General features: G+C 71.8%; 14 protein-coding genes. 6 read left to right on the top strand and 8 right to left on the bottom strand.

Annotated features, from left to right (window positions below):
• Positions 1–214: 214 nt before the first annotated feature.
• Complete coding sequence (locus IE244_RS12020; RefSeq protein ID WP_191873302.1) at positions 215–2,107, top strand: DUF8823 domain-containing protein; 1,893 nt, start codon at positions 215–217, stop codon at positions 2,105–2,107.
• Between the two features lie 14 nt (positions 2,108–2,121).
• Here the strand turns inward: IE244_RS12020 and IE244_RS12015 are convergent, their stop codons facing one another.
• Complete coding sequence (locus IE244_RS12015) at positions 2,122–2,970, bottom strand: hypothetical protein (protein WP_191873301.1); 849 nt, start codon at positions 2,968–2,970, stop codon at positions 2,122–2,124.
• A 74-nt stretch (positions 2,971–3,044) separates the two neighbouring features.
• Between IE244_RS12015 and IE244_RS12010 the strand changes: the two genes are divergently transcribed.
• Together IE244_RS12010 and IE244_RS12005 are read left to right on the top strand one after the other, a co-directional pair.
• Positions 3,045–3,833 carry an SDR family oxidoreductase gene (locus IE244_RS12010; RefSeq protein ID WP_191873300.1) on the top strand — a complete coding sequence of 263 codons (789 nt, stop codon included), beginning with the start codon at positions 3,045–3,047 and terminating at the stop codon, positions 3,831–3,833.
• Positions 3,834–3,960: 127 nt separating this feature from the next.
• The gene (locus IE244_RS12005; protein WP_191873299.1) at positions 3,961–5,520 is read left to right on the top strand and encodes a sodium:solute symporter family protein; all 1,560 of its coding nucleotides are present in this window, start codon (positions 3,961–3,963) and stop codon (positions 5,518–5,520) included.
• Positions 5,521–5,533: 13 nt separating this feature from the next.
• Here IE244_RS12005 and IE244_RS12000 read toward each other — a convergent pair whose 3' ends face one another.
• Complete coding sequence (locus tag IE244_RS12000) at positions 5,534–6,649, bottom strand: ADP-ribosylglycohydrolase family protein (protein ID WP_191873298.1); 1,116 nt, start codon at positions 6,647–6,649, stop codon at positions 5,534–5,536.
• Between the two features lie 95 nt (positions 6,650–6,744).
• Positions 6,745–7,491, bottom strand: a complete 747-nt coding sequence (locus tag IE244_RS11995) for a TetR/AcrR family transcriptional regulator (RefSeq protein WP_191873297.1) — start codon at positions 7,489–7,491, stop codon at positions 6,745–6,747.
• A 104-nt stretch (positions 7,492–7,595) separates the two neighbouring features.
• Between IE244_RS11995 and IE244_RS11990 the strand changes: the two genes are divergently transcribed.
• Entirely contained in the window at positions 7,596–8,618 is a 1,023-nt protein-coding gene (locus IE244_RS11990; RefSeq protein ID WP_191873296.1) for an alpha/beta fold hydrolase, read from the top strand.
• 21 nt (positions 8,619–8,639) lie between these two features.
• Here IE244_RS11990 and IE244_RS11985 read toward each other — a convergent pair whose 3' ends face one another.
• Positions 8,640–9,140 carry a MarR family winged helix-turn-helix transcriptional regulator gene (locus tag IE244_RS11985; protein WP_191873294.1) on the bottom strand — a complete coding sequence of 167 codons (501 nt, stop codon included), beginning with the start codon at positions 9,138–9,140 and terminating at the stop codon, positions 8,640–8,642.
• Positions 9,141–9,235: 95 nt separating this feature from the next.
• Here IE244_RS11985 and IE244_RS11980 point away from each other — a divergent pair, with 95 nt between their 5' ends.
• Positions 9,236–9,691 (top strand): SgcJ/EcaC family oxidoreductase, encoded by a 456-nt coding sequence (locus tag IE244_RS11980; RefSeq protein WP_191873292.1) that lies wholly within the window; start codon positions 9,236–9,238, stop codon positions 9,689–9,691.
• A gap of 18 nt (positions 9,692–9,709) precedes the next feature.
• Here the strand turns inward: IE244_RS11980 and IE244_RS11975 are convergent, their stop codons facing one another.
• The gene (locus IE244_RS11975) at positions 9,710–9,871 is read right to left on the bottom strand and encodes a hypothetical protein (RefSeq protein WP_191873718.1); all 162 of its coding nucleotides are present in this window, start codon (positions 9,869–9,871) and stop codon (positions 9,710–9,712) included.
• A gap of 69 nt (positions 9,872–9,940) precedes the next feature.
• Positions 9,941–12,442 carry a tetratricopeptide repeat protein gene (locus IE244_RS11970; protein WP_191873290.1) on the bottom strand — a complete coding sequence of 834 codons (2,502 nt, stop codon included), beginning with the start codon at positions 12,440–12,442 and terminating at the stop codon, positions 9,941–9,943.
• Between the two features lie 88 nt (positions 12,443–12,530).
• On the opposite strand from IE244_RS11970, the gene IE244_RS11965 reads away from it, so the two are divergent.
• Positions 12,531–13,037, top strand: a complete 507-nt coding sequence (locus IE244_RS11965; RefSeq protein WP_191873288.1) for a DUF2165 domain-containing protein — start codon at positions 12,531–12,533, stop codon at positions 13,035–13,037.
• Here IE244_RS11965 and IE244_RS11960 read toward each other — a convergent pair.
• Both IE244_RS11960 and IE244_RS11955 read right to left on the bottom strand, forming a co-directional pair.
• Positions 13,030–13,596, bottom strand: coding sequence for a hypothetical protein (locus IE244_RS11960; RefSeq protein WP_191873286.1), 567 nt, complete (start codon positions 13,594–13,596; stop codon positions 13,030–13,032). The genes IE244_RS11965 and IE244_RS11960 overlap by 8 nt on opposite strands.
• Before the next feature lie 57 nt (positions 13,597–13,653).
• Positions 13,654–16,239: a bifunctional FO biosynthesis protein CofGH gene (locus tag IE244_RS11955; protein WP_191873284.1), complete on the bottom strand. Its 2,586-nt coding sequence runs from the start codon at positions 16,237–16,239 to the stop codon at positions 13,654–13,656.
• Positions 16,240–16,249 lie beyond the last annotated feature (10 nt).

Here is a 16,249-nt window from a genome sequence, read left to right as displayed (position 1 = left end):
CGCGCACCCCGCCGACGGCGGCCCCACCCGGGAGCCCCTCGGCGGGGTGCGTGCTAGCGTCACGAATCGGGGCAGGTCGTCGGTCACGGGACATGACCGCGAACTGAACGGGAAGCGGCCGGGAAGACCAGGGAACCCGGCCCTGAACAGAAGCGGCCGGGAGGACCACGACCTCGGCCGAGAACAGAAGACGGGACACGGGGAGTGCCTTCAGGTGGCCACAGCGGAGCCGACACGCGCCGACGACGCCGAGCCGGGCTCGGGATCCGGCCCGCGAATACGTCTGTCCACAGCTGACCGGGAGGGTCGCGGCGACCTCCCCGCCGGCCGCACCGGCCTGCCGGACGGCCCTGCCGCCGGCGAGCGCCCCGACGTACGCCCGCGTGGACTCGCGGGCCTCCTCGCCGCCGCCGAACCCCTGCGGCAGCGGCTGCTCAGACACCCCGTGCTGTCCATGACGGCCCTCGCGGGCGTCCTGCACATCATCTGGTTCTTCACGTTCGCGAACAGCGGTGGCGATCTCGCGGCCCAGGACGCCTGGGCGGAGTTCGTCGGCCGGCACCCGGACTCGGCGTACAACCTCGCCTGGTACGGCGGCATGCACCCGGTGTCGTACAGCGTGGTGTCGCCGTATCTGATGGCCGTCCTCGGCGTCCGTACGACGATGATGATCGCCGGGACCGTCTCGGCGGGCCTGCTGACCCTGGTCCTGATCCGCAGCCGGGCGGTGCGGAACCCGCTGTGGGCGTCCCTCGCCGGGGTCTTCGCGCTGCTGTGCAACGCGATCTCGGGCCGCGTGACCTTCGGTCTCGGCACCATGTTCGCGCTCGGCGCCGTCGCGGCCGTCTTCTGCTGGCCGTACCGGTGGCGGTACAAACGCTGGGCGAAGGCGGCGGTGGCCGCTCCCCTGGCCGGGCTGTCCACCATGGCCTCGCCCGTCTCGGGGCTGTTCGTGGGCCTGGTCGCGGCCGCGCTGTTCCTGCAGAAGCGGCGGCCGGGCGCCTGGGCGCTGGGGCTGGCCCCGACGGCGGTCGTGGCCGCCTCGTACTTCCTCTTCCCGTTCTCCGGCACCCAGCCGATGACGTTCGGCTCGGTGATCCTGCCGCTGCTGTACGGCCTGCTGTGCCTGTTCCTGGTCCCCAGGGAGTGGGTGACGGTCCGGCTGACGGCGGCCGTCTACAGCCTCGGCGTGGTCCTGGTGTGGCTGATCAACTCCCAGATCGGCTCGAACATCTCCCGTCTGCCCATGCTGTTCGCGGGTGCGACGCTGGTGGCGGCGCTGCCGTTCACGGTGCGCAAGTCGCGCAAGTGGTACGCGGCCGTGCTGGCCCTGCTCGGCTTCGCCGGGTGGATCGGCTTCAAGACGGTGGACGACATCATGCACACGACCCCGGCCGCGTCCTGGGCCCGGGAGCTCGCCCCGCTCGTCCACCAGCTGCAGCGGGCCGGCGCCGAGAAGGGCCGCGTCGAGGTCGTCCCGGCCCGCTCGCACCGGGAGGCGTCCGCGCTCGCGCCGTACGTCAACCTGGCGCGCGGCTGGAACCGGCAGGCCGACATGGAGCGCAACCCCCTCTTCTACGACGACACCCTCAACTCGGCGAACTACCACGAGTGGCTCCAGCGCTGGGCCATCCACTTCGTCGTCCTGCCGAAGGACGACCCGGACGGCGACGGCGGCGAGCGTGAGGTGCAGCTGCTGCGCCGCGGGATGCCGTATCTGAAGCAGGTCTGGGGCGACGCCAACTGGCAGCTGTTCCAGGTGACCGATCCGACGCCGCTCGCCGAGCCCGACGCGGTGGTGGACCACGCCGGGCAGGGCGAGATGACGCTCCGGGTGCGCAAGGCCGGGCGGATCCTGATCAGGATCCCGTACTCGCCGTGGCTGAGCGTCGTCGACGAGCACGGCAAGAGCCTGAAGGCGCCGCAGCCGGTCTCCTCCGGTACGCCGAAGAAGTACCGGAACGTCAACGGGTGTCTGATGGAGACCCCGCAGGACGCGAACGGGGACAAGTGGACCGAGTTGCTCGCGCCGAAGGCGGGGACCTACCGGCTGGCCGCGCCCTACCAGCTGCCGCGCGGTACGCCGTGCCCGGACGAGCTGAAGTGAGGCCCCGCCGCCCGCTACGCCGGTCCGCGTAGTTCGGCGACGTGGGCATCGGTGCCGGGGACGGTCGGGACGAACGGGGCCACCAGCTCCACCCGGCCGAGCCCGGCGTCGGACACGTCCGTGTCCAGCCCGGTGAAGTGCTCCGCCCAGCACTCCCTCGGGTCGGCCTCCAGGAACCACAGCAGGGTCAGCCGGGTGTCCACGCCCTCGACCTGGCGGACGTAGGTCATGCGGTCGCCGGGCAGCGGGGTGGGGCGGAACACGGTCACCATCGCGGCCGGGGAGCCGGACAGCCGCTTCGGCAGGTGCCGGCCGCGCAGCCAGCGCAGCAGCTCGGCCCGCTGCCCGGCCGACTCGCTGTCGATCACCTCCAGCACCAGCCCGGCGTACGGGTGGTCGAGGGCGTGGAAGTCCCGGGGGCCGGCCGCGCCGTCCCGGTAGACCGTCGTCTCGTGGTCCTGGAAGGCCGTGAAGACGTGGGTGCGGTCGTGGTAGACGCGGGCGTCACGGTTCAGGCGCCGGTTGATGGCGACGGTCCACTTCATGTGGTCGTCGTAGCGGCCGTCGGTGATCCAGTAGGTGGAGAGGTAGCAGCCGGCGGTGACCGGCTGGGCGACCGCCGACTTCTCCGGGTGGCGCAGCAGCTGCAGGTCCCTGGTGGCGACCCAGCGGCGGCCCGCGTACATCCAGGGCATGGCCATCGCGCCGGCGTAGTAGTGGTCGTCCTCGTACCAGCGGTTGTAGGCGTACTCGTGGCCGGGGTGCGGCTCCACCATGGTGATCAGCGCGTGGCCGGGGCGCACGCCGTACGGTCCTACGGCGGCCAGCTCGGCGTACAGCTCGCTGCGGGTCTCGTCGCTCATACGGTTCCCCTTTCCTGCGACGGCCCATACTCTGACGCTCCGTCAGATGAACCGCCATACCGCGGGAGGCACCGATGTCCCTGCTCGCAGGCAAGACAGTCGTCGTATCGGGAGTGGGTGCCGGGCTCGGCCATCAGGTCGCCGCGGCCGTCGTACGGGACGGCGGGAACGCGGTGCTCGGGGCCCGCACCGAGGCGAACCTCGCCAAGAGCGCGGCGGAGATCGACCCGGACGGCACACGGACGGCGTACCGGCCGACGGACATCACCGACGAGGGCCAGTGCGCGGCGCTGGCGGGGCTGGCGCGGGACCGGTTCGGCGGCGTCGACGCGGTGGTGCACGTGGCCGCCTGGGACTCGCACTTCGGCGGGCTGCAGGACGCGGACTTCGCGACCTGGCAGTCGGTCATCGACGTGAACCTGCTCGGCACCCTGCGGATGACCCGGGCGTGTCTGCCGGCGCTCAGGGCGGGCGGGGGCGGCTCGGTGGTCTTCGTGGGGACGCAGTCGGCCGTCGCCGCGCCCTCCCAGGTGAGGCAGGCCGCGTACGCCGCCTCGAAGGGGGCACTGACCAGCGCGATGTACTCGCTGGCGCGGGAACTGGGGCCGTACCGGATCCGGGTCAACACCGTGCTGCCGGGCTGGATGTGGGGACCGCCGGTGCAGGCCTACGTCCAGTTCACCGCGCAGACGGAAGGAGTGGCGGAGGCGGAGGTGCTGGGGCGGCTGACGGAGCGGATGGCGCTGCCGGAGCTGGCGACGGACGGGGACGTGGCGGACGCGGCGGTGTTCCTGTCGTCGGACCGCTCGCGCGCCATCACCGGGCAGTCCCTGCTGGTCAACGCGGGAGAACTGATGCGCTGACGCCCCTCGCGCACTCCTCCGCGCTGTTCATGTGACTGAACAGGAGTCATCAAGTAGAACGATTTTGCCGCGACTTGACCTTACGGTTGCTTGTCGCGTTCATGTGAACACACCCACGATCGAGCACATGAACAGTCTCGACTGGGCCGTGCTCATCGGCTACTTCGGTGTGATGGTCGCGATCGGCGTCTGGTCGCACAAGCGCGTGGACAACGTCTCCGACTTCTTCACGGCCGGCGGCAAGATGCCCTGGTGGCTCTCCGGCATCTCGCACCACATGTCGGGCTACAGCGCGGTCATGTTCACGGGGTACGCGGGTATCGCCTACACCTACGGCGTCACCTCCTTCGTCACCTGGTCCTTCCCCATCGCGCTCGGCATCGCCATCGGGTCGAGGCTGTTCGCGCCGCGCATCAACCGACTGCGCTCCCGGCTCCATGTGGCCTCCCCGCTGGAGTACCTGAAGAACCGTTACAACCTCCCCACGCAGCAGGCGCTCGCCTGGTCGGGAATGCTGCTGAAGATCGTGGACGTCGGCGCCAAGTGGGCGGCCATCGCCACCCTGTTGTCGGTGTTCACCGGTGTCACCCTGAACCAGGGCATCCTCATCACCGGCGCGATCACGGCCGTGTACTGCACGATCGGCGGCCTGTGGGCGGACGCGCTGACCGAACTCGGCCAGTTCGTCATCCAGTTGCTGGCCGGTGTCTCGATGTTCGTGGCCGTCGTCCTGAAACTGGGCGAGCGGCACATCGGCTTCCTCGACGCCTGGGACCACCCCGCGCTGCACGGCCACGGCAAGCCGCTGGTCGGCCCCTACGGCACGGTGTTCCTGCTCGCCTTCCTCTTCATCAAGCTCTTCGAGTACAACGGCGGCATGCTCAACCAGGCGCAGCGCTACATGGCCACGGGCAGCGCGCACGAGGCCGAGCGCGGGGCCCGGCTGTCGGCGGTCCTGTGGCTGGTCTGGCCGGTCGTCCTGTTCTTCCCCATGTGGATGTCGCCGCTCCTGGTCCACGCCCAGAAGCCGGACGGCTCCGACTCCTACGGCCTGATGACCGAACAGCTCCTGCCGCACGGTCTGCTGGGCCTGGTCGTCGTCGGCTTCTTCGCCCACACGATGGCCATGTGTTCCTCCGACGCGAACGCGATCGCGGCGGTGTTCACGCGGGACGTGGCGCCGGTGCTGTCCTCCCGCGCGCGGGCCTGGGGGCAGCGGTCGGGGCTGATCGCGGCCCGCGTCACGACGGTCGTCTTCCTGGGGCTGTCCATGGCGGTGGCCACGCAGGTCGACTCCCCCGCCTTCAAGGACATCATCACGGTGGTCATCAAGTGGGTGGCCGGCCTGATGGGCCCGATCGCCATCCCGATGATGCTGGGCCTGCTCCGCCCGTTCCGCCGCTCCGGTCCGACGGCGGCGCTGACCAGCTGGGCGGCGGGCCTGCTGGCGTTCTGGCTGGTGAACTACCCCATCAGCTGGAGCGTCCCCGGCGGGGTGCCCCTGCAGTACCAGGTCTCGGTGCCGCTCGCGGTGTCCCTGGTCCTGTACACCGTGATCGGGTACGTGAAGCCCGAGGACACGCCCGAACGCCTGGCCGTCATCGAGAAGGTCAACACCGACGGGGACGCGGTGACGGCGGTGCCGGTTCCCGCGGGTGCGGGGGACGACGTGGTGGGGGCGCCGTAGGCGGGTACGGGGCTCACGCCCGCGGATACCGGGCCAGCCAGCCCGGCGACGATCCGGCGGGACCGTGGAGCGCCGGGCCCTGGGTCATCTCCATCGCAAAGTCATCCGCGAGTTCCAGCATCGTCGGACGGCCCTCCAGCTCCGCCAGCCAGGCCGGCGGAAGGGCCGTCTCGCCGTGCAGGGCGCCCAGCAGCCCGCCGGTCAGCGCGCCCGCCGCCGCCGACGGCCCGCCCTGGTTCACCGCCAGGCACAGCCCGTGCCGCACGTCCTCGCCGACCAGCGCGCAGTACACGGACGCCGCCAGCAGCCCGTCCGCCGTGCCGTCACCGGCCAGCTCCTCCACCCGGGTGGGGCCGGGGATCCCCTGCCGCACCGCACCGAGGGCATGCTGCAGGGCGTCCGAGACGGGCTGGTGGCCCGGCCGGGCGGCGAGCAGGGCGAGGGCCCGCTGCACGGCGCCGTCCAGGCTCTCGCCCCGGGCCAGCGCATGCACGATCACGGCGTACGCGCCCGCCGACAGGTAGGCGATGGGGTGCCCGTGGCTCTGGGCCGCGCACTCCACCGCCAGCTGCGCGACCAGCTGCGGCTCCCAGCCGACCAGCAGCCCGAAGGGCCCGGAGCGGGCCACCGCCTCCGGCCCCAGCTCGCCGGGGTTCTTCGGTGACTCCAGCGTGCCCATGGTCTCGTCGCCGAACCCGATGAGCAGCGCCCGGGTCGGATCCCGGCGGGCGTACAGCCACTCCTCCCGCGCGAGCCAGCCGTCGTCCTTGCGGCGCTCGTCGGGCCCCCAGTCCCGCTGGGTGGCCGCCCAGCGCCGGTACGCCCGGTGCAGATCGGTCGGCGGATGCCAGGCCCCGGTGTCCCGCCGTACCTGGGCGCGTATCAGGCCGTCCACGGTGAACAGCGTGAGCTGGGTGTGGTGGGTGACCGTGCCGCGCCGCCCGTGCCCGAAGGCCAGGTCGAGCAGTCCCTCGGCGCCGTAGGCGGCCCGGATCTCCTCCAGGGACAGCGGATCGGCGGGCCCGCCCAGCGCGTCGCCCACGGCGGCCCCGAGCAGGGTGCCGCGCACCCTGCTGCGGAAGTCCTGCTGTTCGGATCGGCCCCAGACGGCGCCGGACGTCGCACCCACCCAGACCTCCTCACGGCACCGTCCGTCCGTACGACGCTAGGCACTGTAATCGACGGGGAACGGTCCGTTCACGGGGGCAAATCGCCCCCCACCGGTCATTCCCGCCCAGCTACGAGCGCTTCGACTCCGTCAAGAATCCGGTCGAGTCCGAAGTCGAGCGGATCGATGCCGTCCGCCGCGAAGGCGCCCTCGGCGACGGCCTTGGCGAGCGCGGGGAAGCGGTCGGCATACCGGGCGAGGAGCTCCGCGGAGAGCCGGTTCCACTCCCGGTCCCGCTCCTCGTCGTGGTCGCCGCGCTGCTGGGCGAGGTTGCGGACGAGACCGATGAGCAGCAGGAAGACCTGATGGCGGCGCGCTCCGTCCAGACCGGTCGGCTCCAGCGCGGCGAGCGCCGCGTCCAGCCACCGCAGCTGGCAGGGCCCCATGATCTGGCGGCGCATCGCGGTGGCGCCGAGCAGCCAGGGGTGGTCCGCGTAGACGCGCGCGCACTGCCGGGTCCACTCCCGTACGGCCGCCCGCCAGTCCTCTTCCGGCACGCCGGACAGGTCCGGACCCTCGGCCAGCACCGCCTCCACCATCAGCTCGACGAGTTCGGTCTTGCCGGGGACGTACCGGTACAGCGCCATGGCGGAGACCCCGAACTCGCCCGCCACCTTGGTCATGGAGACGGCCTCCAGCCCCTCCCGGTCGGCCAGTTCGGCGGCGGCCGAGGCGATGCGCTGCGGCGTCAGCTTCGGCTTGGGCCCGCGCGTGGGCCTGTCCTGCTCGCCCCACAGCAGCGCGAGGGTCGCGCGCGGATCGCGCGGTCCGTCCTGCTGCTGCTCCTTGTTCCGTCCGGCCACGGTGGTCCTCCCGGTGTCCTCGGCGAAGCCCGTTGACTCCGCCCACCAACTGTATATACCGTAAACGCAACAGCTGACGACATAAACAGTTTAGGGGGAACACCATGCTCCTCACCTACCGGGCCCTGAAGCGCCGCGCTCTCGCGAAGAAGCTCGCGATCACCACCGCCAACGGCGTCGACGAGTCCTCGTACGTCCGCATCGGCGGCATCGACCAGTGGATCTCCGTCCGCGGCGAGGACCGGACGAACCCCGTGATCCTGGAGATCCACGGCGGCCCCGGCGCCTCCAACCTCGTCTTCACCCCGCGCACCCGCGCCTGGGAACGGCACTTCACGATCGTCCGCTGGGACATGCGCGGCGCCGGCCGGACCTTCGCGGCGGGCGGCCCCGAGCGCCAGGGCGAGCTGACCCTCGACCGCCTCTACCAGGACGCCCTGGAGGTCACGGACCACGTCCGCGCCCGCCTGGGTGTGGACAAGGTCGTGCTGGTGGCCAACAGCTTCGGCACGATCACCGGCCTCCGCCTGGCCCGCAACCACCCCGAGCGGTACTCGGCGTACGTCGGCACCGACCAGAACATCGTCGGGGGCGGCCGTGACACCTCCGCCTACGAGGCGCTGCTGGCCCGGCTGGAGAAGGCGGGCAAGACGAAGCAGCGGGCGAAGGTGGCGGCGATGGGGCCCGACCCGTCCGCCTGGTCGGCCCACGACTGGGCGGAGTACGCGAAGACGGTGGTGACGACCGACCCGCTCACCTACGACACCATGAAGACGGTCGTGATCCGCTCCCTCTGGTTCTCCCCGCTCCACACCCTGCGCGAGCTGCGCACCTACCTGAAGGCCCAGACCTTCTCGGAGGTGCTGGGCCCCCAGGCGACGACGATCGACGAGTACACCGAGGGCACCGCCTTCCGCCTGCCCGTCTTCTTCTTCCAGGGCGACAGCGACGTCCTCACTCCCCCGGAGCCGGTCCGCCGCTTCCACGAGGCGGTCAGCGCCCCCGTGAAGGACTTCGCCCTCATCGGCGAGGCGAGCCACTTCGCGTCCTTCCGCCACCCCGAGCGGTTCCTGGACCTGCTGCTGACGAGGGTCCGGCCGGTGGTGACGGGGGAGGCGGTGCGCTGAGACCGGGGCACCAGGGCGGTGTCAGCCACCGGCCTGCGCCCGGCCCGCCCTTCTCCGCCTCGGCGCGACCGCCTTGCGGATCTCCTCGGTGGCCGCGCGGAACGCGGGTGCGGCGTGCTCGAAGTAGTCGAAGAGCAACGCCCGCTGCTCGGGGCTGTAGCGGGACAGGACCTCGGCGATGTGACGGCGGGCGGGGCCCACGACCTCCTCGACCCGGGCGAGCGCGTCCGGGACCGGTTCCACGATCACCCGTCGGCGGTCCCTGGGGTCCGAGGCGCGACGCGCGTACCCGGCCCGCTCCAGGCGGTCGATCAGGCGGGTGGTGGCACCGGTGGTCAGGCCGGTCCTGGTGGCCAGCTCCCCCGAGGTGAGTCCGCCCTCCACCGCGATCAGGCTGAGCGCGTACCACTCCGATGTGTGCAGACCGGCGGCTTCGGCGCTGGCCAGCCCCTGGAGGCCTACGGCATCGAGGTACTGACGGAAGATCACATGCTCGTCGCCGCCGCCCAAGGGGGTTGCCATCACCCGGTTCCTCTCCTAAATTTATCTGCACGGATGCAGATACTGCCTAGATTCAGAATCTGCACGCAGTCTAACGAACAGGGGAGAACCCCACCATGCCGAACCCCGCCACCCCCGAGGTCACCGCCGTCACCGCCGTACTGGACGAACTCGTCGCCGCCTGGGAGCGCCAGGACGCCGACGCCTACGGCGAGCTGTTCACCGAGGACGCCACCTACATCACCTACGTCGGCACCTTCTACCAGGGCCGCCGGGACATCGTGGACAGCCACCGCGCCCTGTTCACGAGCTTCCTCAAGGGCACCAAGCTCGCCGACGAGGTCCTCGACATCCGCTTCCACGGCCCGGACGTGGCGCTGGTCAACGGGCGCGGCGACACCTACAAGACCAAACGACCGCGCACGCTCAGCAAGATCCAGACGTACACACTGGTCCGGCAGCCCGACGGCACATGGCGCATCGCGGCCTTCCACAACACCAAGCGCAAGCCGCTGATGGAGTCGGTCTCCTACAGGTTCAACCCGGACCTGGTTCCGGCGGCCGAGAGGTGAGCGGACGTCACAGCACGTTCAGCCGTACCAGGTGACGTTGCAGACGTAGACGCACTGGTGGCGGGGTACGGCGAGGAAGCTGATGAAGCCGCGACCGCCGAGGATGTCGAACTCGCCCAGTACGGCTCGTACGTCAGGAGGGGCGAGGATGGAGGACGAGGAGGCCGAGGCCGTACTCAAGGCGGCCGGACGGCAGATCAAGGTGTGGCGGAAGTCCGCCGGGATGCGGCAGGCCGAGCTGGGGACCGTTCACTGCTGATCGCTGACGGCGGCCAGCGCCCTGCCGTGCCACTCGAGGATCCACTCGTCGTGCGGTGACAAGGACCTCGCCCTGCCCAGGGCGGCCAGCGCCGCATCGGGGGACCCCAGTTCGAGCAGGACGATCCCCCGTCGGCACTCCGCCCAGGGGTATTCCGGCCTCAGCCGGACCGCGCGGTCCAGGTCGGCCAGACCCTCCCTGTGGCGGCCGAGGTTGGCCAGCGACACGCCCCGGCTCGCGTACGCCGACGCGTACTCGGGGTCGAGGGCGAGCGCGCGGTCGTAGTCGGCGAGGGCTTCCTCGTCGCGCCCGGCCACGCGGAGGGCGTCACCTCGTTCGCAGCGGCCCCAGGCCCAGTCCGGCTGGAGGGCGAGGGCACGGTCGAGGTCGGCGAGCTGACGGGCGGGCTCGGCGCGGGCGCGCCAGACGCGGGCCCGGCGGGCGAGCGCCCAGGCGTAGGCCGGGTTGAGTTCCAGGGCCTGGTTCAGATCGTCGAGGGCGCTGTCGAGTTCCCCCCGGGCGAGGTGGGTGGCGCCTCGGGAGGCCCAGGCGAAGTCGCCGGCCGGGTCGAGCCGGATCGCCTCGTCCAGGTGCCGGATCGCCTCGTCGTGGTCGCGCAGCATGCGGTGGTACTCGCCCCGCACCGCGTGACTCCACGGGTCGTCCGGTGCGAGCGCCACGGCCTGTTCCATGTCCGCGAGGGCCGACTGGTAGTCCCCCAGCTCGCCGTGGGCCAGGGCCCGGCCGCGGTAGGCCCGCGCCAGGCCGGGATCCAGAGCGATGGCACTCGCGAATGCGGTCAGTGCCTCGGTGTACGCGCCGCCGCGCCGCAGCGCGGCGCCCCGCACCGCGTGGGCGAGCGCCCGGTCCGGCTCGTCGAGCGCCGCCCGGTGCAGCAGCAGCCCGAGTGCGGCGGCCACTCCGCCGTTCCCGAGGGCCTGCGTCAGCTCGCTGCCCCAGCGAGCCGCGGACTCCGCGTCGGCGTCCTCGCCCGCGTCCGCGAGGGCCCGCGCCCACCGCTGGGCCGTGGCGTCACCGGCGGCGCAGGCGTGGACGAACTCCCGCAGTACCTCTGGCACCGCCTCCCGGTCCCCCGCGCACAGCCGGTGGTAGGACTCGGCCAGCCGCAGTTCCCGCCACTCCTCGTCCGCCCACAGCTGCTCGGTGTCCCGCGCCCCTTCGTGTTCACCCCGCCACTGCCCGAACGCTCCCGCCAGCCGCCGCTGCAGCTCCCCCCACCCCCGGGGCGACCGTGCCCGCTGCAGCCGCAGCATCGGCGCCCGTACGACGTCGTGGTACCGGACTCCCCCGCCGCGCCCGTCGACGAACGGCAGGCCTCGCAACCACCCGTACAGGGCGTCGAGTCCAGACTCCTCGCAGTCCACCACGGCCCGGAACACGTCCGCGTCGAGCCGCCGGGGCACCGCGCAGGCCAGAGCCACTCCCCGCCGCACCGGATCCCGCTCCCACTTCAGGAACCGCTCCACGGCGTCCGCGCTCGGATCCCCGACGTCGCCGGGATCGGCGGGTCTCGCCTCCGCGAGGGTGGAGACGAGCACCGGCAGCCCGCCCGTCAGCCGCAGGACCTCCGCGACGACCGACTCGTCCCGCACACCCCGGTCTGCAAGCAGTCCCCGGGCCTCCGCCTCCGTGAACGGCCCGAGCGGCACGTGCGTCACGAAGTCCGCGAAGCCGCCCCAGCGGGCCGCATCGAAAGGGCGCTGGCCGGCCGTGACCACGACCACGTTGGCGGGCAGCGCCCCGTGCCGGTCCGTCGTCATCAGCTCTTGCAGCCAGCTGTCGACGAACGGCCCGGTCCTTTCGTACGTGTCGAAGAACAGGACGATCCACGGCACCGAGGCCGCCACCGTGGCCAACTCGTCGAGCAGTCCGGGTGTCAGCTCGCGCTCGGGTGACAGCACCAGCTGCACGTCGTCCTGGTTGCCGAACCGGGCGCTGAGGCCCCGCCGCACCCTCTCGGCGTACTGGGACAGCTGAGCCGGGTCGACCGCGCCCACGAAGGGTCCCGCTCCCGGCAGCATGCTCAGGCCGGCCAGCCCCGCCCGTACCGCCGTCGCCGTCACCGCCGACGGGCGCTCCGGCTCCGGCTCCAGCCCGGCCATCACCACCTCGGCCTCGTGCCGCCGTTCCCGGTACATGACCAACGCCTTTTCGAGCTTCCTGAACTCCCGGCCCTGTCGGCGGAACTCACGACTGATCGACGCCATCGCCTCCGGCACGCTCCCCGCGCCCTCGTCGACGTACGCCGTCAGCGCGCCCCGCTCCCGCGCGATCTGTTCCAGCTCCCGCACCAGGAACGTCTTTCCGACACCGGCGTTGCCGTGCACGTGGAAGAGGAAGCGGTGGCGTTCGTCCTCGGGGAGTACGTCCAAGTTGGCGCGGAAGGCCGCCCGTTCGTCACTGCGTCCGACGAAGCCCGCCCGTCTGCGCCGTCCGATGAGCTCCTGCATCGACGGCCGTGCCTGCGCCATGCGTACGCCTTTCCCCCCGAAGCCGGACTCTTCATTCTGGCGCAATGGGCACGCGCCGACGCGGGCCACGGCGGGGGAGAATTCAGCCATGACCACCACCCCCACGCGTCACTCCGGCCTGAGGCTGGCCGCCGGTGTGCTCACCGGCATACTCGCCCTCTACATCGCCCTGGTCGCCCTCGGGAACATCACCGACTTCGGGACGAACCAGCAGTTCGTACGGCACGTACTGGCGATGGACACGACCTTCAAGGACGACGACCTGATGTGGCGGGCGATCACGAGCACCGCGCTGCAGGACACCGCGTACGTCGCGATCATCGTGTGGGAGACCGTGGCCGCCCTCGTGCTGATCGGGGGGACCTGGTTCTGGGCGTGGCGAAAAGACGACCTCGCCCGGCGCCTGTCCACCTATGGGCTGCTGATGCTGCTGCTGCTCTTCGGCGCCGGGTTCATCGCGATCGGCGGTGAGTGGTTCGCCATGTGGCAGTCGAAGGCCTGGAACGGGCTGGACGCCGCGACCCGGGTGTTCCTGCTCAGCGGAGTGGCGTTGGTCGTCAATCTGCTGCCCGCCCGCAGGGACGACGCTATGTGACGACCGTCACCCGCGTGTTCGTGTCACCGAAGGACCACAGCGCGGCTCCGTCCTCCTTGTGGAGGCGGATGCCGCCCAGCTTCCGGCCGTCCGCCGCGGGCGGCGGCGAGGAGCCGTCGAGGGCGTTGGAGAAGGCTATGTTCACGCCGTCCGCCTTGGTGAAGTACATGACGTGCTCGATCTCGACGCCGTCCGACCCCTTGAGGGACTGGATGCGCAGCGTGACCGAGTAGCGGCCGGGCCGCGGGCTCACCGAGCCCGGCCACACCGTGAACGTGCGGATCGCCCGGCCCGTCGCGTCCACCAGCCACACACGCTTGTCGCCGAGGGAGTACACGATCCGGCGACCCGTGCCGGAGGCGTCGGGCAGGGCGGGCACGGACGGCGTCGTCGGTGTCGCGGGCGTGCGGGTGTTCGCCGACGCCGACGGGCTCGGCTTGACCACGGCGGCCGTGGGATGCGGCCCGTGGTCCGCCTGCACGGCGAGGGCCACGACCGCCGCGGTCGCGCCTGCCGTCAGACCGGTGACCCAGGCCCAGGAGGGCAGTCGGGCAGCCACGGGTGCATCTCCTCCGCTACGGGGCCCCGCGTCAGGTCGGGGGTCGGATCATCGTACTCAGTCCAGGACCGGCAGCAGTTCCGGCAGGTGGCCGTCGGAGGCCTCCGCAGCCCGCCGCCGTTCCTCGCCGACCTCGCCGTAGAGCGTGGTGCGCGGCTTCGCCGGGCGGCCGGCCGCCTCGGCCACGGCCACCAGGTCGCGCACCGACTTGTACGAGCCGTACGACGAGCCCGCCATCCGGGAGATCGTCTCCTCCATCAGGGTGCCGCCCAGGTCGTTCGCGCCGGAGCGCAGCATCTCCGCCGCCCCCTCGGCGCCCAGTTTGACCCAGCTTGTCTGGATGTTGGGGATCCAGGGGTGCAGGAGCAGCCGGGCCATCGCCGTCACCGCCCGGTTGTCCCGCGTCGTCGGGCCGGGCCGGGCGATGCCCGCCAGGTACACCGGGGCGTTGGTGTGGATGAACGGGAGCGTCACGAACTCGGTGAAGCCGCCCGTCTCGCGCTGGATCCGGGCCAGCGTGCGCAGGTGGCCGAGCCAGTGGCGGGGCTGGTCGACATGGCCGTACATCATCGTCGAGGACGAGCGGATGCCCAGCTCGTGAGCCGTCCTGACCACCTCGATCCAGGTGGCCGCCGGCAGTTTGCCCTTGGTCAGCACCCAGCGGACCTCGTCGTCCAGGATCTCCGCCGCCGTGCCCGGGATGGTGTCCAGGCCGGACTCCCTGGCCGCCGTGAGCCACTCGCGCACGGACATGCCGGTGCGGGTCGCGCCGTTCACCACCTCCATCGGCGAGAAGGCGTGCACATGCATACCGGGGACCCGCTCCTTCACCGCCTTCGCGATGTCGAAGTACGCCGTGCCCGGCAGGTCGGGGTGGATGCCGCCCTGCATGCACACCTCGACCGCGCCCACCTCCCAGGCCTGCTGGGCGCGGTCCGCGACCTGTCCGAGGGAGAGGGTGTACGCGTCCGCGTCCGTCCTGCGCTGCGCGAAGGCGCAGAAGCGACAGCCCGTGTAGCAGACGTTGGTGAAGTTGATGTTGCGGGTGACGATGTACGTCACGTCGTCGCCGACCGCCGTCTTCCGGACGTCGTCGGCCACCTGGCACAGCGCGTCCAGCGCCGGGCCGTCCGCGTGCAGGAGGGCCAGAGCCTCGGCGTCGGTCAGCTTCGTGGGGTCGTCGGCCGCGGTGCGCAGCGCCTGCCGTACGTCCGTGTCGATGCGCTCCGGCGCCATGCCCGGGGCGGCGGCCTCGCGCAGCGCCGCCCAGTCGCCGTACACCTCGTCGAAGTCGTCGCGCCGGTCCGCGGTGCGGCCCTCGGTGTCGATGGTGCGGTGCAGGTCCGTCCGGCCGGCCGGTACGAAGGCCTCCTCCGGCTCCTGCCACGGGCGGCCCTCGACCGGCGCGTCCGGGCGGGCCAGGCCCGTGGCCGGGTCGGCCAGCGCGTCCACGTGCGGGCGCAGCCGCGGGTCCAGCCAGGGTTCGCCCCGCACCACGAACTCGGGGTAGACGCAGAGGCGTTCGCGCAGTTCGAAGCCGGCCGCGCGGGAGCGCTCGGTGAGCTCCTCGATCTGCGGCCAGGGGCGTTCGGGGTTGACGTGGTCGATGGTGAGGGGCGACACCCCGCCCCAGTCGTCGATGCCGGCGCCGATCAGCCGCTCGTACTCGGAGTCGACCAGGTTGGGCGGGGCCTGCAGGCAGGCGGACGGGCCCAGGATGTGCCGGGCCACGGCCACCGTGGCGACCAGCTCGTCCAGTTCGGCGTCCGGCATGCCGCGCATCGCCGTGTCCGGCTTGGCGCGGAAGTTCTGGATGATCAGTTCCTGGATGCCGTGGTAGGCGCGGGAGACCTTGCGGAGCGCGAAGAGGGACTCGGCCCGCTCCTCGTGGGTCTCGCCGATGCCGATGAGCAGGCCGGAGGTAAAGGGCACCGAGGAGCGGCCGGCGTCCTCCAGCACCCGCAGCCGTACGGCGGGCTCCTTGTCCGGGGAGCCGTGGTGCGGGCCGCCGGGCTCGGACCACAGCCGGGTGGCGGTCGTCTCCAGCATCATGCCCATGGACGGGGCCACCGGCTTCAGGCGCTGGAAGTCCGTCCAGGTCATCACACCCGGGTTGAGGTGGGGCAGCAGGCCCGTCTCCTCCAGGATGCGGATGGAGATGGCACGGACGTAGGCGATCGTGTCGTCGTAGCCGTGCGCGTCGAGCCACTCACGCGCCTCGGGCCAGCGGTCCTCCGGCTTGTCGCCCAGGGTGATCAGGGCTTCCTTGCAGCCGAGGGCGGCGCCCTTGCGTGCGATGTCCAGCACCTCGTCCGGGGACATGAACATCCCGTGGCCCGCGCGGCGCAGCTTGCCGGGGACGGTGACGAAGGTGCAGTAGTGGCACTTGTCCCGGCACAGCCGGGTGAGGGGGATGAAGACGCTCTTCGAGTAGGTGATGACGCCGGGGCGGCCCGCCTGCTCGAGACCCGCGTCCCGCACCCGGGCGGCGGACGCGGCGAGGTCGGTCAGGGCCTCGCCGCGGGCCTGGAGCAGCACCGCCGCCTCGAAGACGTCGAGGGCGACGCCGTCCCGGGCGCGTTTGAGGGCGCGACGCATGGAGTTCTCGGTCGGGCCGGTTCCGGGGGTCGCGGGTGTCGTCATTCTCTGAGCA

This window comes from Streptomyces filipinensis (assembly GCF_014649495.1).
In the GTDB taxonomy this organism is placed as follows: Bacteria; Actinomycetota; Actinomycetes; order Streptomycetales; family Streptomycetaceae; genus Streptomyces; species Streptomyces filipinensis.
This window is presented reverse-complemented; position numbering and strand designations above follow the sequence as displayed.